Origin of the sequence: Rhodococcus jostii RHA1 (assembly GCF_000014565.1) — a bacterium.
Classification (GTDB): domain Bacteria; phylum Actinomycetota; class Actinomycetes; order Mycobacteriales; family Mycobacteriaceae; genus Rhodococcus_F; species Rhodococcus_F jostii_A.
Genome location: NC_008268.1, coordinates 4,404,431 through 4,429,511 on the forward strand (window position 1 = coordinate 4,404,431; position 25,081 = coordinate 4,429,511).

General features: G+C 68.3%; 22 protein-coding genes and 1 pseudogene. 14 read left to right on the plus strand and 9 right to left on the minus strand.

All coding sequences use genetic code 11. The features are described 5' to 3' along the window. Positions 1-2 precede the first annotated feature (2 nt). Positions 3-1,349: an ammonium transporter gene (locus tag RHA1_RS20415; protein ID WP_011596671.1), complete on the minus strand. Its 1,347-nt coding sequence runs from the start codon at positions 1,347-1,349 to the stop codon at positions 3-5. Positions 1,350-1,559: 210 nt separating this feature from the next. Between RHA1_RS20415 and RHA1_RS20420 the strand changes: the two genes are divergently transcribed. From RHA1_RS20420 to RHA1_RS20450, 7 genes are all read left to right on the plus strand, one after another. Further along, a complete protein-coding gene (locus RHA1_RS20420; RefSeq protein WP_011596672.1) occupies positions 1,560-3,821 on the plus strand; it encodes a DNA polymerase III subunit gamma and tau in 2,262 nt (753 codons plus the stop codon). An 84-nt stretch (positions 3,822-3,905) separates the two neighbouring features. Further along, entirely contained in the window at positions 3,906-4,607 is a 702-nt protein-coding gene (locus tag RHA1_RS20425) for a hypothetical protein (RefSeq protein ID WP_193384937.1), read from the plus strand. Positions 4,608-4,651: 44 nt separating this feature from the next. Next, a complete protein-coding gene (locus RHA1_RS20430; protein ID WP_011596674.1) occupies positions 4,652-6,595 on the plus strand; it encodes a sensor histidine kinase in 1,944 nt (647 codons plus the stop codon). Then, positions 6,592-7,263 (plus strand): response regulator, encoded by a 672-nt coding sequence (locus tag RHA1_RS20435; RefSeq protein ID WP_009477263.1) that lies wholly within the window; start codon positions 6,592-6,594, stop codon positions 7,261-7,263. Before RHA1_RS20430 ends, RHA1_RS20435 begins: the two co-directional genes overlap by 4 nt. 692 nt (positions 7,264-7,955) lie before the next feature. Next, the gene (locus RHA1_RS20440; protein WP_005253367.1) at positions 7,956-9,170 is read left to right on the plus strand and encodes an acetyl-CoA C-acetyltransferase; all 1,215 of its coding nucleotides are present in this window, start codon (positions 7,956-7,958) and stop codon (positions 9,168-9,170) included. Between the two features lie 29 nt (positions 9,171-9,199). Continuing rightward, the gene (locus RHA1_RS20445; protein WP_011596676.1) at positions 9,200-11,338 is read left to right on the plus strand and encodes a 3-hydroxyacyl-CoA dehydrogenase NAD-binding domain-containing protein; all 2,139 of its coding nucleotides are present in this window, start codon (positions 9,200-9,202) and stop codon (positions 11,336-11,338) included. Positions 11,339-11,492: 154 nt separating this feature from the next. Beyond that, on the plus strand, positions 11,493-12,560 hold the full coding sequence (locus RHA1_RS20450; protein ID WP_011596677.1) for a type IV toxin-antitoxin system AbiEi family antitoxin domain-containing protein: 1,068 nt from the start codon (positions 11,493-11,495) through the stop codon (positions 12,558-12,560). 26 nt (positions 12,561-12,586) lie between these two features. Here the strand turns inward: RHA1_RS20450 and RHA1_RS20455 are convergent, their stop codons facing one another. Next, on the minus strand, positions 12,587-13,888 hold the full coding sequence (locus RHA1_RS20455; protein ID WP_009477267.1) for a class I SAM-dependent methyltransferase: 1,302 nt from the start codon (positions 13,886-13,888) through the stop codon (positions 12,587-12,589). Next, positions 13,885-15,336 carry an FAD-binding oxidoreductase gene (locus RHA1_RS20460; protein WP_041811774.1) on the minus strand — a complete coding sequence of 484 codons (1,452 nt, stop codon included), beginning with the start codon at positions 15,334-15,336 and terminating at the stop codon, positions 13,885-13,887. Before RHA1_RS20460 ends, RHA1_RS20455 begins: the two co-directional genes overlap by 4 nt. Positions 15,337-15,584: 248 nt before the next feature. Here RHA1_RS20460 and RHA1_RS20465 point away from each other — a divergent pair, with 248 nt between their 5' ends. The 5 genes from RHA1_RS20465 (at position 15,585) to RHA1_RS20485 (ending at position 19,207) form a co-directional block, all read left to right on the plus strand. Then, complete coding sequence (locus RHA1_RS20465; protein WP_005248646.1) at positions 15,585-16,019, plus strand: SRPBCC family protein; 435 nt, start codon at positions 15,585-15,587, stop codon at positions 16,017-16,019. 117 nt (positions 16,020-16,136) lie between these two features. Further along, positions 16,137-16,478 carry a YbaB/EbfC family nucleoid-associated protein gene (locus RHA1_RS20470; protein ID WP_009477269.1) on the plus strand — a complete coding sequence of 114 codons (342 nt, stop codon included), beginning with the start codon at positions 16,137-16,139 and terminating at the stop codon, positions 16,476-16,478. Between the two features lie 9 nt (positions 16,479-16,487). Next, on the plus strand, positions 16,488-17,096 hold the full coding sequence (recR, locus tag RHA1_RS20475) for a recombination mediator RecR (protein WP_005248644.1): 609 nt from the start codon (positions 16,488-16,490) through the stop codon (positions 17,094-17,096). Beyond that, the gene (locus RHA1_RS20480) at positions 17,093-17,665 is read left to right on the plus strand and encodes a TetR/AcrR family transcriptional regulator (protein WP_011596679.1); all 573 of its coding nucleotides are present in this window, start codon (positions 17,093-17,095) and stop codon (positions 17,663-17,665) included. Before recR ends, RHA1_RS20480 begins: the two co-directional genes overlap by 4 nt. A gap of 84 nt (positions 17,666-17,749) precedes the next feature. Further along, on the plus strand, positions 17,750-19,207 hold the full coding sequence (locus tag RHA1_RS20485) for an MFS transporter (protein ID WP_011596680.1): 1,458 nt from the start codon (positions 17,750-17,752) through the stop codon (positions 19,205-19,207). 125 nt (positions 19,208-19,332) lie between these two features. Here RHA1_RS20485 and RHA1_RS20490 read toward each other — a convergent pair whose 3' ends face one another. Next, positions 19,333-19,665: an ArsR/SmtB family transcription factor gene (locus RHA1_RS20490; protein ID WP_005248640.1), complete on the minus strand. Its 333-nt coding sequence runs from the start codon at positions 19,663-19,665 to the stop codon at positions 19,333-19,335. After that, positions 19,662-20,108, minus strand: coding sequence for an SRPBCC family protein (locus RHA1_RS20495; RefSeq protein WP_011596681.1), 447 nt, complete (start codon positions 20,106-20,108; stop codon positions 19,662-19,664). The genes RHA1_RS20490 and RHA1_RS20495 overlap by 4 nt, the downstream gene beginning before the upstream one ends. A gap of 283 nt (positions 20,109-20,391) precedes the next feature. Here RHA1_RS20495 and RHA1_RS20500 point away from each other — a divergent pair. After that, positions 20,392-20,604 (plus strand): annotated as a pseudogene (locus RHA1_RS20500) (hypothetical protein); the annotation flags it as partial. 25 nt (positions 20,605-20,629) lie between these two features. On the opposite strand, the gene RHA1_RS20505 reads toward RHA1_RS20500, so the two are convergent. The 3 genes from RHA1_RS20505 to RHA1_RS20515 are packed head-to-tail and all read right to left on the minus strand — an operon-like array spanning position 20,630 to position 23,529. Then, positions 20,630-21,340, minus strand: coding sequence for a type 1 glutamine amidotransferase (locus tag RHA1_RS20505; RefSeq protein ID WP_011596683.1), 711 nt, complete (start codon positions 21,338-21,340; stop codon positions 20,630-20,632). Then, positions 21,333-22,586 (minus strand): Mur ligase family protein, encoded by a 1,254-nt coding sequence (locus RHA1_RS20510; protein WP_005253380.1) that lies wholly within the window; start codon positions 22,584-22,586, stop codon positions 21,333-21,335. Before RHA1_RS20510 ends, RHA1_RS20505 begins: the two co-directional genes overlap by 8 nt. A gap of 25 nt (positions 22,587-22,611) precedes the next feature. Continuing rightward, positions 22,612-23,529, minus strand: coding sequence for an EamA family transporter (locus tag RHA1_RS20515; RefSeq protein WP_009477274.1), 918 nt, complete (start codon positions 23,527-23,529; stop codon positions 22,612-22,614). Positions 23,530-23,601: 72 nt separating this feature from the next. Here RHA1_RS20515 and RHA1_RS20520 point away from each other — a divergent pair, with 72 nt between their 5' ends. Next, positions 23,602-24,495 carry a LysR family transcriptional regulator gene (locus RHA1_RS20520; RefSeq protein WP_011596684.1) on the plus strand — a complete coding sequence of 298 codons (894 nt, stop codon included), beginning with the start codon at positions 23,602-23,604 and terminating at the stop codon, positions 24,493-24,495. A gap of 59 nt (positions 24,496-24,554) precedes the next feature. On the opposite strand, the gene RHA1_RS20525 is transcribed toward RHA1_RS20520, so the two are convergent. Next, positions 24,555-24,935 (minus strand): SHOCT domain-containing protein, encoded by a 381-nt coding sequence (locus RHA1_RS20525; protein ID WP_009477276.1) that lies wholly within the window; start codon positions 24,933-24,935, stop codon positions 24,555-24,557. Positions 24,936-25,081 lie beyond the last annotated feature (146 nt).

Below are 25,081 nucleotides of genomic sequence, written 5' to 3' on the forward strand. Positions count from 1 at the left end.
CCCTACTCGGAATCGGAGGGGTTCTGCTTCCGTTCGGCGTCCAGGTGCCGCCGGCGTTCGGCCTCGTGCATCCACGGGAAGACACTGTTGCCCTGACCACCGCCGCCCGGACCGTGCCCGAGCACACCGTGTTCGTACGCCGATTCGGCGTGCAACGCGAGGTCGATGCCGGACGACTCGTCCTCCGCGCTCACCCGGAACCCGAAGATCCGGTCGATCAGTTTGCCCAGCGCGTACGTCACGCCGAACGCGTACAAGGCGACGACCACCACGGCGAGCACCTGCTTACCGAGTTGCGCGAACCCGCCCCCGTAGAAGAGGCCTTCCGGTCCGCTGGTCATGACCTCGGTGGCCAGCAGTCCGATCAGGAGGGTGCCGACGATGCCGCCCATCAGGTGGACTCCCACGACATCGAGCGAGTCGTCGTACCCGACACGGAACTTCCAGCCGACGGCGAACGAGCAGACCACACCGGCGACGGCGCCGACGACGAGTGCCCCGACCATGCTCACGGTGCCGCAGGACGGGGTGATCGCGACCAGGCCGGCGACGACGCCGGACGCCGCACCGAACGTGGTGGGGTGACCGTCCCGCTTCTGTTCGACGAGCAGCCAGCCGAGCAGACCGGTGCACCCGGCGACGAGGGTGTTCAGGAAGATCGCGGCGGCGGTGCCGTCGGCGGCGAGCGCGGAGCCGGCGTTGAAACCGAACCAGCCGAACCACAGCAGGCCGACGCCCAGCAACACCAGCGGAAGGTTGTGGGGACGCATCGACTCGGACCGGAAACCGAGACGCGGGCCCAGGACCAGCGCCAACGCCAGGCCCGACGCTCCGGACACGATCTCGACGACCAGTCCGCCCGCGTAGTCGAGGGCACCGAACTGCGCGATCCAGCCCTGCGGGTTCCACACCCAGTGCGCGACGGGTGCGTAGACGACGAGGGCCCAGACGGGCACGAAGATCATCCAGGCCGAGAACTTGGCCCGATCGGCGATCGCACCGCTGATCAGTGCGGCGGTGATGATCGCGAACGTCAGCTGGAACGTGGCGAACAGGATCTCGGGCACCTGCCCGTGGACGGTGGTGGGGTCGATGCCCACCATCCCCAGGTGCTCCAGCCCGCCGATCAGTCCGCCGCCGATGTCGTCACCGAAGATGAGGGAGTACCCGGCCACCAGCCACGCGACCGTGACCAGCGCGATCGACACGAAGCTCATCATGATCATGTTCAGTACGCCGGTGGAACGGACCATTCCGCCGTAGAACAGGGCGAGCCCCGGCGTCATCAGAAGGACCAGCGCGGTACTGATCAGAAGCCAGGCGGTTGCTCCGGCGTCGATTGCAGGCACGACATTCTCCTCACACCCCGGGACGAAACCCGGCGCGGAAAGTCACGATGACCGCGAGCGGTTTCGACTGTGCTGCCGCTGCGTTGCGAACGTGTTACGCAATGCGGTCAGGTTCGGACTTGCGCCTGTGAGTAGCGCCCCGAGCGAGTGCCGAGCGGGCGCTTCGACCACCCGGCCCGGACTGTCGGGGACCGCCGGTAGTCTTTCCGCGTGGCCCTGTACCGGAAGTACCGACCCGCATCCTTCTCTGAGGTGGTGGGGCAGGAGCACGTCACCGAACCACTGAGCACCGCTCTAGACGCCGGACGGATCAACCACGCGTATCTGTTCTCCGGTCCCCGCGGCTGTGGCAAGACGTCGTCTGCCCGCATCCTGGCCCGATCCCTGAACTGCGTCGAGGGTCCCACCTCGACGCCGTGCGGCCAGTGCCCCTCGTGCGTGGCGCTCGGCCCCGGCGGTTCGGGCAACCTCGACGTCACCGAACTCGACGCGGCCAGCCACGGTGGTGTCGACGACACCCGTGAGCTGCGCGACCGCGCGTTCTACGCGCCCGCCGAGTCCCGGTACCGGGTGTTCATCGTGGACGAGGCCCACATGGTCACCACGGCCGGTTTCAACGCGCTCCTCAAGATCGTCGAGGAGCCGCCGGAGCACCTCATCTTCATCTTCGCCACCACCGAACCCGAGAAGGTGCTGCCGACCATCCGTTCGCGCACCCATCACTACCCGTTCCGGTTGCTCGCACCGGCGACGATGCGCGGGTTGCTGGAGAAGATCTGCCAGCAGGAGAGTGTGCCGGTCGCGGACCCGGTGTATCCGCTGGTCATCCGTGCGGGTGGCGGTTCGCCGCGTGACTCGCTGAGCATCCTCGATCAGCTGCTCGCCGGCGCGGGCGACGAGGGTGTCACCTATCCGCGCGCTCTCGCGCTGCTCGGCGTCACCGACGTCGCGCTGATCGACGACGCCGTGGATGCGCTCGCCACCGGCGACGGTGCAGCGCTGTTCGGAACGGTCGACCGCGTGATGGACGCCGGACACGATCCGCGCCGGTTCGCCGTCGACCTGCTCGAGCGTCTGCGCGACCTCATCCTGATGCAGGCGGTGCCCGACGCCGCCGAACGTGGCCTGGTCGACGCGCCCGGCGACGTGCTCGAGCACATGCGCGCCCAGGTCCAGCGGATCGGTCCCGCCACGCTCACCCGCTACGCCGAGGTGATGCACGCAGGTCTCGGTGAGATGCGCGGCGCCACCGCCCCCCGCCTCCTGCTCGAAGTGATGTGCGCCCGGATGCTGCTGCCCGCGGCGTCCGATGCGGAGTCCGCCGTGCTGCAACGACTCGAACGGGTCGAACGCGGACTTCCGCCCGCCGGGTCGGCGCCGGCCGTCGACGCCGCAGAGCGGCCCGCGGCGGCTCCTGCGCGTGCGCCGCAACAACCCGCCGAGCCGGAGCCGGAACCGAAGTTCCAGCGACCGTCGATGCGCCAGGCCGCGGCGGCCACCGTGCCCCCGCCGCCCGAGCCGGAACCCGAACCGATGCCGCGGCCGGTTCCGGAGCCCGCGCCGACGCCCGTTCCCGAACCGGAGCCGCAGCCCGAACCGACGCCGGTTCCCGAACCGACGCCCGCGCCCGACCCCGAGCCCGCGCCGACTCCCGCACCGGCGCCCGCTCCTGTGCCGGAACCCGAGCAGACCCCTGTGCCGGAACCGACTCCTGTGCCCGAGCCGACCCCTGCACCGGAGCCGACTCCCGAACCCGAGCCGGAGCCGCCGATCGCCCCCGAGGTGGAGGCGGAGCCCGCCGCATCCGCCGGCCCGGATGCTGCCGCGCTGCGGGAAGCCTGGAATTCGCTGCGCGAAAAGGTGAGTCAGCGGAACAAGATCCTGCCTGCCATGTTGTCGGCCGCGACGGTGCACGACGTTCAGGGCTACCGCCTGATCCTGGCGCACCCCGTTCCCAACCTGGGCGCTCGCATCGCGTCCCCGCACAACGCCCAGGTGATCACCGAGGTGCTCGCCGAGATGTTCGGCGGCACCTGGGAAGTGGAGTACCAGGCCGGCGCTCCGACGGCGCCGCCGCCGCCGGTCGCGAAGGCCGCCGCAGCGCCGACGAAACCGGCAGGCGCACCGCGGTTCTCCCGGCCCAGCCAGGAGCGGACCGCACAGCGCCCGCCGCAGCAGCAGTCCGACACGCAGCGCTCCGATTCGGCGGGTCCGGCTGCGGGACAGGCACGTCCGTCGTCCGAACCGGACGACGACATCCCGCCGCCGGAGGCACCCGACTATCCGGATGATCCCGGGCCGATCGACTACGAGGCTTCGGCGACCACGCCACCCGTCTCCACACCCGAGGACGAGGAAGAGATGTTCGCGGAGGCGGCGGAACCCGTCGATCCCACGACGCGCCGCGACCCGGAAGACGTGGCGTTCGAACTGCTCAAGGACATGCTCGGGGCCAAGAAGCTCGAGGGCTGACCCGACGGGGCCGTCAAGGCGGTCCCGCCACATCGGGACAACCGCCCCTGGTGCCCGGGACGCCGGGTGGCCGATTCTCGTCCCATGAGCACAGTGAACGTTCCAGACGGCGTGCAGAACGAGGTCCCTGCGACCGCACGACCGCGAAGTGGCAGCCGATGGTGGGCCTACGTCGGGGTCCTCGCCGGCGTGGCCGGAATCGTGGGCATCCAGGCGAGCATGTCGATCGACGCCGTCTACGCGGAGGCGTCGGCCGGCGACGCGGTCGCCATCATGAACGGCCTCGCCGAACAGCGCACCGGGATCCTCGTCATGCACGTGTCGATCATGACCACGGCGCTGCTGATCCTCGTCTTCGCCGCCGGGCTGTCCCAGCGGCTGCGGGCAGCGTTGCCCGCCGAGAGCATCCTGCCGTCGGTCGCGGCGTTCGGTCTGGTCCTGACGTCGGCGGCGTGCCTGCTGGGAACCGGCCTGACCACCGAGCTGGTGTTCGGTCTCGGTGACACGGACCAGTTGGTGCCGGAGTTCGCGGTGGTCGGTGGCCACTGGATGGGCACCATCCCGTGGCTGTGGGCGGGCGCCGGGGTCAGTGCGCTGGCGGTGGCCGTCGCGCTGCTGCGCAGACAGGCGGGCCCGCGGTGGATCGGCTGGGTCAGCCTGGTCCTGGGCCTGGTGACGGCCGTCATCGGCGTCTCGCCGCTGCAGTACCTCGCCGGGTTCACCGGACCGCTGTGGGTGCTGGTGAGCGCGATCGGATTCGCTTTCGCCGACACCGTGCGCGAGTAGAGGCGATACTCGTTCGCATCATGGTGAAGCAGAAGGACACTCGAATGACCGAGGGGTCGGCAGGTACGGGCGGTGCGCCCCTACCCGCTGCTGTCATGGCGGTGTCCGCGTGGATTCTGGTCGTCCTGTCCGTGGTGGCGTTCGTCCGGGCCGATCCGGGCATCGATTCGAACCAACTGTTCTTCCTGGTGGACGTCGTCGGGGCGGCGGTCTACGGGACCGTGGCGGGGATCGTCCTCACGCGGCGGGTACACCCGGTGCCGATCATCATGGGGCTCACCGCGATCGGCGTGGGTGTCGCCGCGCTGAGCTACAGCTATTCGCAACTCGCGCTCGTGCGTCCCGGGTTGCCGTGGGTCGACGTGCTGTCGCCGCTGCAGAACACCGCGTGGATTCCGGGGACGCTCAGCCTGTTCCTCATCGTGCCGTGGCTGATCCGCGACCACCCGCTCGGCGTCGGCGCGAAACTCGGCGTCCTCGCGGGCATCGCGGCGACGGCCTGGTACTTCTGGTCCCGCACGTTCACGGAGATCCCCGCAGTGTGGGTGATCGCGCCCGTTCTCGTCGTCGGCTCCGCGGCGGCGGCGGACTGCGGGTGGCGGTGGCGGCACGGCCCACCCGACGAGCGTGTCGGGCTCGGATGGATGTGCCTCGGCACGGCGCTGATGACGGCCGCATACGTTCCGTTGGCGCTGCCCGCGTCGCTGCCGGGACTGTGGGTGCTCAACCCGTTGGTGCACTTGGCTGTTCAGGCGTTCTATCCGGTCGCGATCCTGGTGTGCATCCTGCGCCAGCGCATGTGGGGGCTGAACCTCGCCGTCAGCCGCGCAACGGTGGCCGGCACCCTCACCGTCCTGCTGCTGGTGCTCTACGTGGTGGTGGCCACGGCCGTGGCGGCGCTGCTGCCCGAAGGCGATTCGGTGGGGGCGCAGGTGGTTGCGGCGGGTGTCGTCGCCGTCGCGGTGCAGCCGGTCCGGTTGTGGCTGCAGCGGCGGGTGCACCACCTCGTCTACGGCGAGGGCGCGGATCCGGCGCGGGCCGTCCGGACCCTGGGCCGGCAGTTCGGCAGTGCCGAGACCCCGGAACAACTCCTGGAGGGTCTCGCGGCCGGGGTGGGCGTCGCGTTGCGGCTCGAATCCGTATCCGTGCGGCGCACCAGCGGGGTTGCCGCGGTGTGGGGTTCGGCGACGGGGCACGCCGAGTCGGTGGAGTTGGTCCACCGCGGTGCGGTGCTGGGGACGATGGTCGTGACGGCGCCGCCGGGGGAGTCGCTGGGGGCGCGCACCCGCCGGTCGCTCACCGAACTGTCGGCGGTGGTGACGGCCGGTCTCGTCGTGCTGCAGTCGGCGGAGAACCTGCAGGAGGCGCGACGCCGGCTGGCGTCCGTGCGACTGGAGGAGCGGCAGACGATTCGCCGCGAACTGCACGACGGACTGGGTCCGTCGCTGGCGGGTATCCGACTCGGCCTGCAGGGCGCCCGGAACCTGCTCGGGTCGGATCCGGTCGCTGCCGCGGAACTCATCGACGCACTGCAGGAGCAACTCGACCATCAGGTGGAGGGCGTCCGGCAGCTGTCCCGCAGCATGTTCCCGCCGGTGCTCGACGAGCTCGGCTTGGTCCCGGCCCTGCACGAACTGGCGGCCAACCAGTCGCGCAGCGGATTCCAGCTGAGGGTGCAGGCCGATCCGCCGCCGAGGCTGGGCGCGGAGATCAGCGCCGCGGTGTACGGGATCGTCGTCGAGGCCGTCACCAATGCGCGCAGGCACAGTGGCGCCGACGGCTGCCGGGTCGACGCCACGTTCGCGCGGGAGATGCTCACCGTCGTCATCCACGACGACGGGTGCGGGTTCGATCCGGCCCGGGGCGGCGGCGTCGGGACCCGGTCGATGCGCGAGCGGGCCCACGAACTCGGCGGCACGCTCCACATCGAATCCGGCCGTCCGACAGGCACGGTGGTCACGGCCCGGCTACCGTTGACCGCATCATGAGCGCCGCTGCGAATTCCACCACCTCGTCCATCCGGGTCGCCGTCGTCGACGACCACCCGGTGTTCCGGCTGGGCATGGTTGCGTTGCTGTCGACCCTGGACGGCATGGAGGTGGCCGCCCAGGCCAGCTCCGTCGCGGAGGCGCTCGACGTCGTCGACGGTGACGTCGACGTTGTGCTGATGGACCTCGAACTCGGGGACGGTTCGGGGGTGGACGCCACCCGGCGGCTCGTCGAGCGGCACCCCGCACTGCGGGTGCTCGTGGTGACCATGCACGAGGACGATGAATCGCTGGTCGCGTCGGTGCGTGCCGGGGCTCGCGGCTACCTGGTGAAGGGGGCCGACCCGGGGGAGGTGGAACGGGCGGTCCGGGCGGTCGCCAACGGTGAGGTGATCCTCGGCGCCGCGGTCGCGGCCCGCGCGATGAGCTTCATGGCCGCCTCGCGCAGGGTGGGCCCCACGGTGTTTCCCGAGCTGACCGACCGGGAGCGTGAGGTCCTCGACCTCGTCGCCCGCGGCTACGACAACGCGAGCATCTCGCGCCGACTCGTGCTGAGCCCGAAGACCGTGCGCAACCACGTGTCCAACGTGCTGGCCAAACTCGGTGTGCCCGACCGTCCCGCCGCGATCGTCCGGGCACGGGACGCGGGTCTCGGCCTCGACGCCTGACCTCGCGGCATCCAGCCGGTGCTCGGCGAACATCCGGTTGTAAGTCGTGCTGGAAGGGCAGCCGTGCGCGTTCGAGAGCGAAGTAGTCCGCGACGGGCAGGGCAAGGCTCGCCATCGCCGCGGTGGCGGCGAGCGCCGACTCCGGGCCGTACGCCGGGAGCCGGTCCGCGCACTGCCGGTGATACGAGCCGAACTCGGCATAGTCGCCGCTCAGCAACCGCCTTCGGGACGTCGGGCTCGGTCACGTCGACGATGTCGCCGCCCAGTGCGCGGACGAGGTCGAGGAAGCTGGCGAACAAGGTCTCTATCGGGCCGGGCAGGTCGTCGGCGACACCCCGCGGCAACCCGATGCGCGTGCCGGACAGCGCGCGTGACCCACCCCCGGCGGCCAGCGGACGGTCACCGCACCCACGACCTCGGCGCCGAACAGTTGCCGGCGGGACAGTCGGTGGTCACAGCGTGTTCTCCTCCGCTCGGTGTCGGGTCGAGCGCCGCGTCATTACAGTACGAAAAGGCGGGCCGGGCAGGGCGCAGACAGGCCGATCGTGATCGCCTGGGTCACGATCCAGGATCGCTTCGGTCCTTCCTTCCGTTTTGCAACACGTTCTAAGGTGGACGTGCCGGGGTATGCCCCGTGCAGAGCGCCGTGTGCACGGTCGGCGTCGACGCAGATAAGGAAGGAACACTCCACAGTGACCACAGAGGCATTCATTTATGAAGCCATCCGCACCCCGCGCGGCCGCGGAAAGAAGACCGGTTCGCTGCACTCGGTCAAGCCGATCTCGCTGGTCACCGGCCTGATCGACGAGCTCCGCGCCCGCTTCCCCGACCTCGACGAGGATCGCATCTCGGACCTGATCCTCGGCGTCGTCACCCCCGTCGGCGACCAGGGCATGGACATCGCCCGCGTCGCGGTCAACGACGCCGGACTGCCCGACACCGTCGGCGGCGTCCAGCTGAACCGGTTCTGCGCGTCCGGCCTCGAAGCCGTCAACACCGCCGCGCAGAAGGTGCGCTCCGGCTGGGACGAACTGGTCATCGCCGGCGGCGTCGAGTCGATGTCCCGCGTGCCGATGGGCTCCGACGGTGGACCGTGGGCGCTCGACCCGGCCACCAACTACGACAACTACTTCGTTCCCCAGGGTGTGGGCGCCGACCTGATCGCCACGATCGAGGGCTTCTCCCGCGAGGACGTCGACGCGTACGCCGTCCGCTCGCAGGACCTCGCCGCGAAGGCGTGGACCGGCGGCTACTTCGCCAAGTCCGTCGTCCCGGTCAAGGACATCAACGGCCTCACCGTCCTCGATCAGGACGAGCACATGCGTCCCGGCACCACCCTCGAGAACCTCGCGGGCCTCAACCCGTCGTTCGCCGGCGTCGGTGAGATGGGCGGCTTCGACGCCGTGTCGCTGCAGAAGTACCACTGGGTCGAGAAGATCAACCACGTCCACCACGGCGGCAACAGCTCCGGCATCGTCGACGGCGCCGCACTGGTCCTCGTCGGATCCGAGCAGGCGGGCAAGGACATGAGCCTGACCCCGCGCGCCCGCGTCGTCGCGACGGCCACCAGCGGTGCCGACTCCACGATCATGCTCACCGGCCCGACCCCGGCCTCGAAGAAGGTCCTCGCCGCCGCCGGTCTGACCGTCGACGACATCGACCTGTTCGAGATCAACGAGGCGTTCGCGTCCGTGGTGCTCAAGTTCCAGAAGGACCTGAACATCCCGGACGAGAAGCTCAACGTCAACGGCGGTGCCATCGCGATGGGACACCCGCTCGGAGCGACCGGCGCCATGATCACCGGCACCATGATCGACGAGCTCGAGCGCCGTAACGCCCGGTACGCCCTCATCACCCTGTGCATCGGCGGCGGTATGGGCGTCGCCACCATCATCGAGCGCGTCTGACCGCCCGGACCATCAGGAGACTTGAAGCAGTGAGCGAGCAGAACATCATCAACTGGGAGCAGGACGCCGACGGCATCGTCGTGCTCACCATCGACGATCCCAACCAGGGCGCGAACACCATGAACGACGCCTACATCTCCTCGATGAAGGCGACCGTCGACCGCCTCGTCGACGAGAAGGACTCCATCACCGGTGTCGTCATCACGTCCGGCAAGAAGACGTTCTTCGCCGGCGGCGACCTGAAGAACATGATCAAGGTCGGACCGGAGAACGCCGACGAGATCTACAGCCACAGCGTCGCGATCAAGTCGGACCTGCGCCGCCTCGAGACGCTCGGCAAGCCCGTCGTTGCCGCCATCAACGGTGCCGCGCTCGGTGGCGGACTCGAGATCGCCCTGGCCACGCATCACCGCGTCGCCGCGGACGTGAAGGGCGTCAAGATCGGCCTGCCCGAGGTCACCCTCGGCCTGCTGCCCGGTGGCGGCGGCGTCGTGCGCACCGTCCGCATGCTCGGCCTGCAGAACGCGCTCATGCAGGTGCTGCTCCAGGGTCAGCAGCGTGGACCGGTGCAGGCCAAGGAGGTCGGACTGATCGACGAGGTCGTGTCCTCGGTCGAGGAGCTGGTTCCCGCCGCGAAGGCGTGGATCAAGGCCAACCCCGAGGGCGGCGTCCAGCCGTGGGACAAGAAGGGCTACCGGATCCCCGGCGGCACCCCGTCCACCCCGGCATTCGCAGCCAACCTGCCCGCGTTCCCCGCGAACCTGCGCAAGCAGCTCAAGGGTGCTCCCATGCCGGCACCGCGGGCCATCATGGCCGCCGCCGTCGAAGGTTCGCAGGTCGATATCGACAACGCGCTCCTCATCGAGGCCCGCTACTTCACGTCGCTGGTCACCGGCCAGGTCGCGAAGAACATGATCCAGGCGTTCTTTTTCGACCTGCAGGCCATCAACTCCGGGGCCTCCCGCCCCGAGGGCATCGAGAAGACCCCGATCACCAAGGTCGGTGTGCTCGGTGCCGGAATGATGGGCGCGGGCATCGCCTACGTGTCCGCGAAGGCCGGCTTCGACGTCGTCCTCAAGGACGTCACCATCGAGGCAGCCAACAAGGGCAAGGCGTACTCCGAGGGCATCGAGGCCAAGGCCCTCTCGCGTGGCAAGACCACCGAGGAGAAGTCGAAGACGCTGCTCGACCGCATCACGCCGACCGCCGACCCCGCCGACTTCGCCGGTGTCGACTTCGTCATCGAGGCCGTGTTCGAGTCGCAGGACCTGAAGCACAAGGTGTTCCAGGAGATCGAGGACATCGTCGAGCCGACGGCCCTGCTCGGCTCGAACACGTCGACCCTGCCGATCACCGGGCTGGCGACGGGTGTGAAGCGTCAAGAGGACTTCATCGGAATCCACTTCTTCTCGCCCGTCGACAAGATGCCGCTCGTCGAGATCATCCGCGGCGAGAAGACGTCCGACGAAGCCCTCGCGCGCGTCTTCGACTACGTGCAGGCCATCCGCAAGACACCGATCGTCGTCAACGACTCGCGCGGCTTCTTCACCTCCCGCGTCATCGGCACCTTCATCAACGAGGCCATCGCCATGCTGGCGGAGGGCATCGAGCCCGCCACCATCGAGCAGGCGGGCATGCAGGCCGGCTACCCGGCGGCACCGCTGCAGCTGTCCGACGAACTGAACCTCACGCTGATGCAGAAGATCCGCAAGGAAACCGCGGAAGCTGCGAAGGCCGAAGGCAAGGAACTGCCCGCCGATCCGGCAGGCGACGTCATCAACACGATGGTCGACAAGTTCGACCGCAAGGGCAAACTCGGCGGCGCCGGTTTCTACGACTACGCCGACGGCAAGCGCACCGGCCTGTGGCCCGGGCTGCGGGAGAACTTCGGTTCCAAGGAACTCGAGGTCCCGTTCCAGGACCTCATCGAGCGCATGCTGTTCATCGAGGCCATCGAAACGCAGAAATGCTTCGACGAAGGCGTGCTCCTCACCACCGCCGACGCCAACATCGGCTCCATTATGGGTATCGGCTTCCCCGCCTGGACCGGCGGTGTGTCGCAGTACATCCAGGGCTACGAAGGCGGCCAGGCCGGCTTCGTCAAGCGCGCTGAAGAACTCGCCGCCAAGTACGGTGAGCGCTTCACCCCGCCGGCCTCGCTGAAGTAGGCGGCTCCGCCGCCCGTGCGTGGTTAAGGAGTCTCTGGACTCGTTAACCACGCACGGGCTGAGTTATCCCCAACCTGTGGGTTATCCACAGGGCAATTCATTTCCCCAGGTGCGACACCGAGACCCGTCGGGGGTCTCGGTGACCGTGCCCGGTATGACCTCTACGCAATTCGCCGCCCTGAAAGACGTCGCCGACGCGCAGTTCGGCCTGATCAGCCACACGCAACTTCACGCCCTCGGGTTTCCCCGCAGCAGGGTTCGGCACCGCGTCGAATCCGGTCGGTGGCAAGCAGTGCTCCACGGTGTCTATTCGGTGAGCAACGGACCGATCACACGCGAGATGTCGCTGGAAGCCGCGCTGCTTTTCGGGGGCAAGGGCGCAGTCCTCAGCCACCACACGGCCGCTGAGGAATGGCAGATGATTCGCGTCGATCCCGCACACCCCGTGCACATCACCGTTCCTTATGGACGATCGGCCATCACCCAGCCTCCGACCGTTGTCGGTGCGGGCCTCGCTTCGGTCAGTTTGTGCCACCGGGAAGGAACTGTCGTGCATCCGGGAGTTGTCGTGCATCCGGGAGTTGTCGTGCACCGGTCGAGGGCCCATGATTACATTGCCGTCGACACGGACCAACCCCGGACGGCAAGGGCGGATACGGCTCTGGATGTAGCTGTCGCCGAGCCCACGGCCCGGGACGCGTACACCCGGCTCATCGCCCTCGTGACCAATGCGCGGATCCCGCTGCGGGACATCCGGCGACGCATGGAGGAGCGACGACCGCGTCGGTACGGCAAGGTGCTAGAGGATGCGGTGCGACTGCTCGCCGACGGCGTCCAGTCGGTGCTCGAGTACCGCTACGCCACCGACGTCGAGGACGCGCACGGGCTTCCGCGGGCGCGGCGGCAGTCACCCGTGGTCGTGGACGGGCGCACCCTCTTCGAGGACTGCGACTACTCCGACCACGGTGTGCCGCTCATCGTGCGACTCGACGGACGCCGCGCGCACGCCATGGCGGAGGTCGCGTTCCGGGACCGCCGACGCGACAATGCCGCGGAACTGCAGGGGCGGCCTCGACTGGTCTACGGATTCGACGAGGTGACGAAGAACCCGTGTGTGGTGGCCCGCGAAGTGGAGACCGTGCTGGTGCGGGAGGGGTGGGTGAGGCCCGGCGACAACCCCTGCCGGGCCTGTGAGTGGTCAAGGAGTGCAGAGACTCCTTAACCACTCACGGGCGGCGGAGCCGCCTATTACTTCCACCACGGACGCAGCGGGACGTGCGCCTCGCCCTTGGGGCCGAGCTTGACGGCGAGGACCTGGTGCAGCTGAACGACGTTGCGTTCGAAGCCCAGCCGCGACCCGGCCATGTAGAGGCCCCAGACGCGTGCGGTGCCTTCGCCGACTTCGGCGACGCAGGCGTCCCAGTTGTCGACGAGGTTCTGGCACCATCCGGCGAGGGTGAGTGCGTAGTGTTCGCGCAGGTTCTCCTCGTGCCGCACCTCGAGTCCGACGTTCTGGATCTCGGTGATGATGCGTCCGGAGCCGGTGAGTTCGCCGTCGGGGAAGACGTACCGGTCGATGAATCCGCCTGCGCGCGCCTGACTCTGGTTGTCGGGTCGGGTGATGCAGTGGTTCAGCAGCCGGCCGCCCTCGCGGAGTTTGCTCTGCAGCAGTCCGAAGTAGGCGGGGTAGTTGCCGACACCGATGTGCTCGGTCAGGCCGATCGAGGAGATGGCGTCGAATCCGGTCTCGGGGACGTCGCGGTAGTCGGAGAACCGGACCTCGGCGAGGTCGGACAGTCCTTCTTCGGCGATGGCCTTCTGCGCCCATTCGGCCTGTTCGCGGGACAGGGTGGCGCCGATCACCTTGACGCCGCGGCGGGCGGCGTACCGGACCATCGATCCCCAGCCGCAACCGATGTCGAGCAGTCGGTCGCCGGGCTGGAGACCGAGCTTCTCGAAGACGAGGCGGTACTTGTTCTCCTGTGCTTCTTCGAGGGTCTGCTCGGTGTTCTCATAGCACGCACACGTGTAGGTCATGGACGGGCCGAGGACGTACTCGTAGAAGGTGTTCGAGACGTCGTAGTGGTGGTGGATGACCTCGGCGTCGCGGGACTTGGAGTGCCGCAACCCTTCCGCGACTCGACGCCACCGCGGGAGATGCTCCTGCGGGGGAGGGGCGATGGGGCGCAGCAGATCCCAGCCGAGCGAGCGCGTGATCGCGGCGAGCGTGAGCGCGGACGGGCGACGGAAGTGCAGCTCGTCGCCCATGACACGGAGGATCTCGTAGGGGTCACCGGGGTGGACGCCACGGGCCTCGAGGTCGCCGGACACGTAGGCCCGGGCCATGCCGAGGTCGCCGGGGGCGGTCGCCAGGTAGGTGGTGCCCCGGGTCGTCTTGAGGTGGAGACCGTAGGGGGCGTCCTCCGGGCCGGCGGCGCTGCCGTCGTAGGCGGAGAACCGCAGGGGGAGCATACCGTCGGACAGAGTTTCGAGTATCTCTGCGATGGTCAGCTTGTGATCTTGGGAGCGTGAAGCTTTCAGAGTTGTCATCGACGTTGCACCGCCTTGGAGAAAAGGTCCAGTAATCGTGATTTCGGGTCGTAGCGTTTTTTCAGTTCCGTGTATCGATTGCCGCCGTAGTAGAGGCGTTCGAAGTCTTCCCGTGAATAGTACGAATCGGAGTAGAGGGACTTGTGTCCGTCGAAGTCGCTGACCTTGTCTTCGATCAGCCGATTCGCCGCCCCCTCGGGTCGGCCCGGAACGATGGGCACCGACGACCAGAATCCGATGTTCACGTATGTGCGTTTCGGTTCGAGGGGGTACAGGGGCCAGGGGCGTTGCGAGGACGCGCCGGCGGGGGCGGGTTCCCGCAACCGCAACGGGCACAGCCACAGCGGTTCGATCGGGATCTCGTCGAGGAACCATCGGACGAAGTCCACGGTGCGGTCGATGGGCACTTCGACGTCCTGCACGACGCGTTCGCGCGGCGGGTTGCCCTTGCGCTTCTCGAGTCGGTCGCCGATGTCGTACTTGTGGTCGAGGGCGATGAGCTTCCAGTAGAAGCTGCTGCGGAGGAGGCTCTTCGGCCACAGCCGGCGGATGGTGGGGTTCTGGGCGCCGAAGGCGCGCGAGCACCAGAACCAGTCGGTGTCCCAGCGCCACAGGTAGTCTCGGATGGTGAGTTTGTCCGTTTTGGGGTGGTTCACGGAACTGTGCTGAATGGACCGGTAGAAGATGTTCTGCCCGGTGTAGTCGCTGACGGGGCCGCCCTCGTCGGTCTGATGGCCCAGCGTCAGGTAACTCTCGGATGCGGTGAACACGACGCCGTCCAGGTAGTCGACGGGGATGCCGTCGTGGATGCGCTCGGTGACGATGCGATCCATCGTCGACTGCAGTTCGTCCAGGGAATCGAAACGCAGATGCCGCAGTGCCACATACCTTTTGACGGGCTCGAGTTGGATGCGCAGCCGTGTGGAGTAGCCGAGGGTTCCGTAGGAGTTGGGGAATCCCCAGAACAGGTCGGAGTTCTCGCCTTCCGGTGTCGCGGTGACGATGTCGCCGTTGCCGGTCAGGACGTCGATCTCGAGGACCGATTCGTGGGGGAGCCCGCTGCGGAACGACGTCGACTCGATGCCGAGGCCGGTGACCGCGCCGCCGAGTGTGATGGTCTTGAGTTGTGGAACCACCAGCGGCGCCAGCCCGTACGGCAGGGTGGCGTCCACCAGGTCTTCGTATGTGCACATTCCGGCGACATCCGCGGTGCGGGCCTGCTCGTCCACCGAGATGACTCCGCCGAGACCGGAGACGTCGAGGCCGGGCGCGCTGGTCTGGGCCCGTGCCCGGAACAGGTTGGACGTCTTCTTCGCGAGTCGCACGGTGGCGTCCGTGGGAATCGCGCGGTAGGACGCGAGAAGCCGTTCGACGCCGGCGCGGTGAGCGTCGATCCCGGTGACGGGCAGAGTGCGATGCGCACGGAAGGGGCGTCCACCCTCCCGCATGCTTTTCAGTAGTTCAACCGAAGAGGCAGCCACACCTTGACGCTATCCCTCTCCGCGGGTTCAGGCCACGCATATCGGCGCGGTCGAGCGAAGATTCACACAAATGTCTCATCAACGTGCGGGTCGTGACCACGTCGAAGTGAGCTACCTCACAATAGATTGCCACGTCATCGCCCGGACTCGCCGACGGAAGGCAGGATGAGAGGAGGAAGCAGTTTCGTACAAATCGTACAAGAGGAGTCAGAACAGTGGGCCAGGTCAGCGCGAGCAGTTCGATCACCGTCGCAGCCACACCGGAGAAGGCGCTCGCGGCTTTGACGGACTACGAGACGGTGCGTCCGCGCATCCTCTCGGAGCAGTACCTGGACTACCGCGTCCTCGAGGGTGGGCAGGGCGGCGGCACCGTCGCGCAGTGGACGTTGAAGGCCACCGAGAAGCGGTCCCGCGACATCAAGGCCACGGTCACCGTGGCGGGCAACACGATCACGGAGACGGACGCGAACTCGTCGCTCGTCACCACCTGGGTCGTCGCCCCGAGCGGCAGCGGTTCCACGGTCACCACGACCACCGAGTGGAAGGGCGCGGGCGGCATCGGGGGCTTCTTCGAGAAGACGTTCGCGCCGCTGGGTCTGAAGAAGATTCAGGGGCAGGTGCTGGCGAACCTCGAGCGCGAACTCGCCTGACGCGACGCCGGTTCGCTCCGGCGCCGTCGGCGTGAGTCCCACGACGGCGTCGGCGCCGGACCGCACTGACGGTCACGGTCTACTCTGGCAGGGGAAACAGCAGAAAGGACCACGTCAGTGCAACCAGGTGGACAACCCGACATGTCGGCGCTCCTCGCGCAGGCACAGCAGATGCAGCAGCAGCTGATGGCCGCCCAGCAGGAGATGGCCGAGGCCGAGGTCACCGGGCAGGCCGGTGGCGGACTCGTGACCGCGACGGTCAAGGGGACAGGTGAAGTGGTCGGTCTGAAGATCGATCCGAAGGTCGTCGATCCCGACGACGTGGAAACTCTGCAGGACCTCGTGATCGGTGCGATCGAGGACGCGTCGAACAAGGCGCAGGAGATCGCGGCGCAGAAGCTCGGTCCGCTCGCGGGCGGATTCGGTGGGGGAGGCCTGCCCGGTCTCCCCGGTTTCTAGAGGCGCGGCGTGTACGAAGGTCCGGTTCAGGATCTGATCGACGAGCTCGGCAAGCTGCCCGGCGTCGGGCCGAAGAGCGCACAGCGCATCGCGTTCCACCTGCTCAGCGTCGAGCCGCCGGAGATCGACCGGCTCAAGAATGCGCTGCAGCGGGTGCGCGACGGCGTCCAGTTCTGCGTGGTGTGCGGCACGGTCTCCGACAAGGAGCACTGCCGCATCTGCGCCGACCCGCGCCGTGACCGCACGGTGATCTGTGTGGTCGAGGAGCCGAAGGACGTCCAGGCCGTCGAGCGCACCCGCGAGTTCAAGGGCCGCTATCACGTTCTGGGCGGTGCGCTGGATCCGCTGTCCGGGGTGGGCCCCGATCAGCTCCGTATCCGGGAGTTGCTCGCGCGCATCGGCAATCAGGAGGACGGCGTCGACGTCTCCGAGGTGATCATCGCGACCGACCCCAACACCGAGGGGGAGGCCACCGCGACGTATCTGGTGCGGATGCTGCGGGACTTCCCCGGGCTGACGGTCAGCCGGCTCGCGTCGGGTCTGCCGATGGGCGGCGACCTCGAGTTCGCCGACGAGCTCACGCTGGGCAGGGCGTTGTCGGGGAGACGCACGCTGTGACGTCGGATCCGGGCACTGCCGCGCCGGTGAAGCGGACGGCCGAGCAGTCGCGGTCGCTGATCGTCGACGCTGCGGGCCGGGCGTTCGCGACGCGTCCGTACCGGGAGATCACGCTCAAGGACATCGCCGAGGACGCCGGGGTCAGCGCGCCGCTGATCATCAAGTACTTCGGGTCGAAGGAGCAGCTGTTCGACGCGCTCGTCGATTTCCGTGCCGCCGCGGAGATCGTGTTCAGCGGTCCGCTGGACGGTCTCGGTGAGCGGATGGTGTCGATGTTCGCGCGGCCACTCGAGCCGTATAAGCCGCTGTCGCTGAACATCCTGTTCATGAGCGGGCCGAGCGAGGAGAGCAGTCGCAAGCTTCGCGCCAACTATTCGGCGCAGATGATCGACGCGCTGGCCGAACGACTGCCCGGGCGGGATGCCCGGTTGCGCGCCGAACTGGTGATGTCGATGCTGACGGGTCTCGCCGTCATGCGTCGCAAGATGATGCAGGAGCACGCGACGGGCACCCCGGAAGAGGTGGTGGCGCACTACGCCCCGCTGGTGCAGGAGTTGCTCGACGGCTGAGGGCGGATTGTCCGGCTTGCGGGGTAAATGGTTGTTCACCTAATGTGGTGAACAACCATTTACCAGCTGTGCAAGGGGTGACGCTTGACGATCTCGTTGCCGCGCCCACTGTCGGCGCTTGCGGATCAGCCGGTCGCACCGCCGGACTCTGCCGGCGGATCGCGTTACCTCTTCCCGATTCTCGCGTTCGCGGGCGTGTTCCAGGCCGTCTTGCAGACGGTCATGGTGCCCCTCCTGCCCAGCATGCCGACGTTCACCGGCGCGAGTCAGACGTCCGTGTCCTGGCTGATCACCACCACCCTCCTGGTCGGCGCGGTCGTCACCCCCATCTTCGGCAGGCTCGCCGACATGTTCGGCAAGAAGCGGATGCTTCTCGTCGCCTTCGTCTTCATGACGCTCGGAGCGTTGATCTGCGCCGTGACGTCCGACATCGCGTTCCTGATCTTCGCGCGGGGACTGCAGGGGGCAGGCGCCGCCGTCATCCCGGTCGGAATCTCGATCCTCCGCGACGAATTGCCGCGGGAGAAGGTCAACGGCGCCATCGCCATGATGAGCTCGACCCTCGGGATCGGCACCGCGCTCGGATTGCCGTTCGCGGCCTCCGTCGCCGAGTACTCCAACTGGCACGTCCTCTTCTGGGTCATCGCAGGAATCGGACTCGCCGTCACCACGGCCGCGGTGCTGTTCATCCGCGAGTCCGAGGTGCGGTCGGGTGGGCGGTTCGACGGCGTCGGCGCCGTCGGTCTCACCGCGGCCCTCGTCTGCCTGCTCGTCCCGATCACCCAAGGCAGCTCGTGGGGCTGGGGCAGTCCCGCGGTGCTGGGCATGTTCGCGTCCGCGGTGTTCCTGTTCGCGCTGTGGGGGCATCAGCAGCTGCGCAACCGGAACCCGCTCGTGGACCTGCGGGTGTCGGCGCGACGGTCGGTGCTGCTGCCGCATGTCACGGCGCTGCTCGTCGGGTTCGCGTTCTACGGAAACGCCCTCATCACCACCCAGCTGCTTCAGGCGCCCCGCGGGGACTCCGGCTACGGCCTGACGATTCTCCAGGCCGCAGTGTGTCAGCTGCCGACGAGTCTGTCGATGATCGTCTTCGCGCAGGTCGGGGCCCGGGTGTCCGAACGCTACGGGTCGAAGGTGACGATCCTGTCGGGCGCGATCTGTCTCGTCCTCGGCTACGCGCTGCACACGGTGCCGCACAAGGAGTTGTGGATGGTGATCGCCGCGCTCGGGGTCGCGGCCGTCGGCACCGCGCTGGTGTACAGCACGCTGCCGATGCTGATCGTGCGGGCCGTGCCGTCCACGCAGATGGCCGCGGCCAACGGCGTCAACGTGCTGCTGCGGACGACGGGGACCACCATGTGCAGCGCGGTGGTGGCGACGGTCCTGGCGGCGAGCATGGTGGGCGGTGTCGCCTCGGCCGCCGGATTCTCGATCGCCTACGGGGTATGCGCGGTGCTGGCGGTGCTGGTGTTTGCAGTTTCCCTGGCCCTGCCGGGGCACGATCGGATGAAGAAAAGTCCGATCGAGCCTCTTGTGACGTAGATCACTCGCGTGTATCGTCAGTGATGCGGATCGAGGAAATGTACCTGTGAGCAGAGAAAACTCGAGAAGCAGAGATCCGGCCGAGAATGCAGAAGCATTCCCGGCCGAACCCCTGTCTGGGGTCTTTACTCCTCCATCGATTCCGCGATCTGCTTGATGGCGGCTAGTCGGCGGTCCCACTCGGCGCCGATCCGTTCCAGCGTCCGCGCCGTCTTGTTGAGTTCCGCGCCCAGCGCGCGGTAGCGGATCTCGCGGCCCACCTTCACCGACTCCACCAGTCCGCAGGCCTGCAGCGCATTCAGATGCTTCGCGATGGCCTGCCGCGACACCGGAAGCCGGGTGGCGAGCGACGACGCCGACTGGTCGGCCCGCCCGAGTTCGGTGAGGATCTCCCAGCGGGTCTCGTCGGACAGCGCCGCGAACACCGAGGCCAGTTCGGCGTACGTGCCCACTGTCATGCCTTCACGCCGTGCAGGTACGCGACCAGTTCGTCGAGTTCGGCGTGCCAGCCCTGGACGTTGCCCTCGCGGGCCCGCTTCTGGTCGGCCACGTCACGGTCGAGGGTGTCGAATCCGGTCTCGACGACGGTCAGTTCGGTGCCGGACGCGTGCTCGGACAGCGTGAACCGCACCAGGGTGGAGTTGCCGATCACCGGGTCGGCGTCCATGTCGGCGGCCCAGCGGAAGCCGAAGGTGTTCGGTTCGTCGACCTCCGTGACGACGGCGCGGGCGGTGCCGTGCTCGTCCCAGGTGAAGGCGGCCTTGCCGCCCACGCTGAGGTCGAGCGACGTGCGCTGCCCGAACCACTGGCTGATCTTGTCGGGATCCGTGATCGCCGCCCACACCGCCGATCTCGGGGCGTTCACGACGACGGTCCGGGTGATGCTGCTCGATGCGTCCATGGTGGTTCACCTTTTCGACGACGGTTGATGTGCAACTCCATGGTTGCACTCTTTTCGTCTTTCTGCAACCCTCTGGTTGCGCTCGGCGCGTGAGTGCCGATGTGTACCCGGATGCGCATCTGCACTCACAGGGGTTATCCACAGGCTGTGGAAAAAATGGTGGGAAGGGGCGGTTCCTGTCGGGGCGGGCCGACACCGTTCCGGGCATGGAACACGACTCATGGCAGGCCCTTCTCGACGCCCAGGACGGCGTCGTCACCACGGCACAGCTCCGGGCGCACGGCGTCAGTGCGGGCTGCCGGGCGGGAAACGTCAGATGCCGCACGTCGTGGACGGCCCGATTCTGCACGGGGACGTCGATTACAGCCCCACGGGTGTGCCGCTGATCGTCCGGCTCGACGGGCAGCAGTATCACAGCGCGCAACAGTCCCGCTTCCGTGACCGTCGGCGCGACAACGCGGCGGAGCTGGCCGACCGTCCACGGCTGGTCTACGGGTGACGACGCTGTGCCACTCACGTGCCTAGACGCGCAGGCGCTCCCGGCGCAGCTGCGCGACCTCCGGCAGGTCGAGCGGCGCGAGTTCGTCGACGCCCAGCGCCCGCTTCAGGAGCAGGTCGGCGAGTTCCGGGTTGCGGGCGAGCGCGGGTCCGTGCATGTACGTGCCGATCACGGAACCCTGGACGACGCCTTCGAGTCCGTCCCCGACGCCGTTGCCGACGCCGTGCGTGACCTGGGCGAGACCGCGGGCGTCGGCGCCGAGTGTGGTACCGCCGCGGTGGTTTTCGAACCCCGTGAGCGGCTGCGTCAACCCATCCATCCGTGGTGTCGTGATCACTTCACCGATGGAACGGGTCGCCTGCGGGGACGTGGTGACGTCGAGCATCGAGACACCGTCGACGCGTTCGCCGCTCGACGTCTCGTACCAGTTGCCGAGCACCTGGATCGCGGCGCAGATCGCCAGGACGGGGGCGCCGCGTTCGGCGGCCTTCTGCAGTCCGGGGTACTTGGCGAGGTGCCGGGTGGCGAGGCGCTGCGCCGAGTCCTCGGCCCCGCCGAGCGTGTACACGTCGAGGGATTCCGGGACCGGGTCGTTCAGAGTGATCTCGACGATCTCCGCGTCGTATCCGCGCATGCGCAGTCGCTGCCGGAGGATCAGGGCGTTTCCGCCGTCGCCGTAGGTGCCCATCACGTCGGGGAGCACCAGGCCGATGCGTACGGTCGAGTCAGGCATTGCGCGCCTCCTTCGCGATGGCGGTGTTCAGGTCGCGGAAGGCGGTGTAGTTGGCGAGCACCTCGACGCGTCCGGGTGGGCAGGACGCGATGGCCCGCAACGGGTTCGGGTCGAGCGTGTGCTCGACGCCGGCGTACGTGAGGCGGACGGCGAGGTCGGTGCCGCGTTCGCCGGCGGCCACCACCTTGACGCCCTCGAAGTGCTCGAACCGCACGTCCCACAGCCAGGACAGGTCCTCGCCGTCGGGAACCTGCCCGTTGACGGCGATCACGAGTCCGTCGACGGTGGGGTCGATCATCGACAGCGCCTCCTGCCAGCCGGCGGGGTTCTTGGCGAGCAGCATGTGCACGGAGTGCGACCCGACCTCGACGGTGCTGTAGCGGCCCGCGACCTCCTGGACGGTGGCTGCCGCGGCGACGGCGTCCTCCGCCTTCGCGCCCATCGCGACCGCCGCGGCGACGGCCTGCGCGGCGTTGCCGCGGTTGGCGCGCCCGGGGAGGGCGAGGGTCATCGGGATCTTCAAACCGTCGGGCCCGTACAGGTTTTCGTCGTCCAGCCACCAGTCGGGGGTCGGGCGTGCGAAGTCGGAACCGGTGCTGCGCCAGTGGGAGCCCTCCCAGACGATGGGTTCGCCGGTGCGCGGACAGCTGGCGGCGTCGCTGGCCCATCCGCCGCCTGCGGCGACCCAGACGACGTTCTTCGCGTCGTAGGCCACCGAGGTGACGAGGACGTCGTCGCAGTTGGCGATCACGACGGCCTCCGGGTGTGCGGCGACGCAGGCGCGGAGTTTGCGTTCGATCATGTTGATCTCGCCGACCCGGTCGAGCTGGTCGCGGCTGAGGTTGAGCAGCACCAGGGCTTCGGGGTTGACGGCGTCGGAGACGTGCGGGACGTGGAGTTCGTCGACCTCGAGGGCGGCGAGGGGCGCGTGGACGCGGGTGCTGAGCGCCGCGACGATGCCGGCGTCCATGTTGGCGCCGTCTGCCTGTGTCGCGACCTCACCGAGGGTGGAGAGCGCCGCCGCGGTCATCCGGGTGGTGGTGGACTTGCCGTTGGTGCCGGTGATCACCGCGGTGCGCCGGCCTGCGCCGAGCTGCTCCATCAGTGTCGGGTCGATCTTCAGGGCGATCAGTCCGCCGATCATCGAGCCCTTGCCCCGGCCCGCCTTCTGTGACGCCCACGAGGCCGCTGCCGCTGCGCGCAGGGCGAGCTTGCCCCGCGTCGTGATCCCAGTTCCAGTACTCACTCCGCGAGTTTTGCACAGGGTCCGGTCAGACGCCGACTCGCGCGGGAGCAGGTGAGTGCGAAAGTGTGCTCGGACGCACTCTGCCACTCACCTGGGTGGCGGCGGCACCGGCGATGACGACGACCCCGCCCATCAGCGACAGCATGCTCGGCTCCTCGTGCAGCACCAGCCAGGATGCCCCGATCCCGACGATCGGAACCAGCAGGGAGAACGGTGCGACCATCCCGGCGGGGTAGCGGCTGAGCAGCGCTGTCCACAGACCCGAGCCCGCGACCGTGCCGAGAATCACGATGTAGGCGAGGCCCGCGAGCGCGAGCGGGCCGGTGCCCTCCAGCGACGACGTCAGGGAGTTCCAGCCCGCGGACGGGCCCTCCACGCCGAACGACAGCGCCAGCATCGGCAGGGGCGGAATGACGCACATCCACAGCATCAGGCGCATCGGCTGGTCCGACGCGGCCTTGCGGTTGCCGATGTTGCCCACCGCCCACGACAGTCCCGCGAGCAGCGTCAGGGCCACCGGCAGCAGCGCGGCGTGCTGGGCGCGGTCCCAGCCGATGAGGGCCATTCCGGCCATCGCCACCAGCAGTCCGCACACCTGTGCCGGCCGCAGGCGCTCCCGCAGCAGGACCGCGCCGAGGACCACGGTGAACGGTGCGGACGACTGCAGGACCAGCGACGCCAGCCCGGTGGGCATGCCGACGTGCATGGCCCAGAACAGGAAGGCGAACTGGCCGACGCCGAACCCGAGGCCGTACACCAGCAGCCACTTCAGCGGGACCTGGGGCCGGGGAACGAACAGGATCACCGGGATCGCGATGACGAAGAATCGCAGCGCGGCGAAGAAGAACGGCGGGAAGTGATCGAGGCCCGCGCGAATGGCGAGGAAGTTGAGCCCCCACAGGACGACGACGGTGAGTCCGAGCAGCCGGTCGCGGGAGGTCATGCATTCCATCGTGAGGTCCGGAAATGATCAGGACAAGCGCATTAAAGTGCATCATCGATGTAGTTTTGCTACATGGATGCGACCCGGTTGCGCGTGCTGCGCGAACTGGCGGACCGTGGGACGGTGGCGGCGACCGCGCAGGCGTTGTCGATGACGCCGTCGGCGGTGTCGCAGCAGCTCAAGATCCTCTCGCGGGAGGCCGGGGTGACCCTGCTCGAACCCGCCGGACGCCGGCTGCGGCTCACGGATGCCGGTCAGGCACTCGTCGTCCGCGCCGACGACGTCGTGGCCGCCCTGGACCGTGCGGCGGCGGAGATGAGCGCCTACCGCGGTTCGCCGCGCGGGCGGGTGCGGGTGGCGCTGTTCCCGTCCGGTGCCGCGCTGCTGCTGCCCGGACTGCTGGACGCGCTCGCGGGCAGTGGGGTGGATCTGCAGGCGCGCGACGAGGACCTGCCCGCCGCCGCGGTGCCCACCCTGCTCGCCGATTACGACGTGGTCCTCACCCATCGCGACGAGCGGGCCCCGGACACGTCCTCGCCGCGGGTGACGGCCGAACGGCTGATGCGCGAACCCATCGACCTCATCCTGCCGCCGGGCCATCCGCTCGCCAGCCAGGATGCGGTCCGCCCGGACCAGTTGGCGGACGAGCGGTGGATCAGTGTGCGCGGCGGGTTCCCCGTCGACGACGTGCTGATGTCGGTGGCAGCCGCGACCGGTGTGCAGCCGCATGTGGTGATGCGCATCAACGACTTCCGTGTCATCGAGGAACTCGTCGCCGGCGGTCACGGCGTTGCCCTGCTGGCCCGCCATGCGGTGACGAACCGCTCGGTGGTCCAGTTGCCGCTCGCGGGGGTGCGGGCGGCCCGCATCTACGAGCTGGCCAGGCGGCCGGCCGCCGACGACGTTCCCGCGGTGGCGACGGTGCTGCAGGCGTTCCGGGACGTCGCGGCGCGGATCGCGGACTGAACGGGCCGGAAACGGACGAAGGCCCGCCGGGTGGGCGGGCCTTCCCGTGGATCGGGAACTCAGCTGCTCAGCGCCTTCGCCTTCAGCGTCTCGTACTCCTGCTGAGTGATGGTGCCTGCATCGAGTAGGGCCTTCGCGTCCGCGATCTGCTCGGCCGAGGACTTGCCTGCCACGGAACGGATGTAGCTGTCCTGGGCCTGCTTCACCTCCTGCGCGGCCGCCATCGACCGCTGGGCCATGCCGTCGCTCTTGACGATGAGGTACACCAGCGCAGTCAACAGGGGGACGAAGAACAGGAAGATGATCCAGATGGCCTTCGCCCAGCCCGACGTCTTATGGTCGCGGAACAGGTCGGTGATGATGGAGAACAACAGGATCAGGTAGGCCACGAAGCCGAAGGTGACGATGATCACCCAGAGAAAGTCCCAGAAAGAGTCCATTGCAGCGCTCCATTCACAGTCGAATTCACTCTGCGCTGACTATCGCACCGGGCCGGGGCACCCGCGTCATCCGAAACAGGTGAAATGCGGCCGGTGCAGACTCCCCACCCGCGGTGGCGGAAACGCCGAACGGCCGCGACACCGGT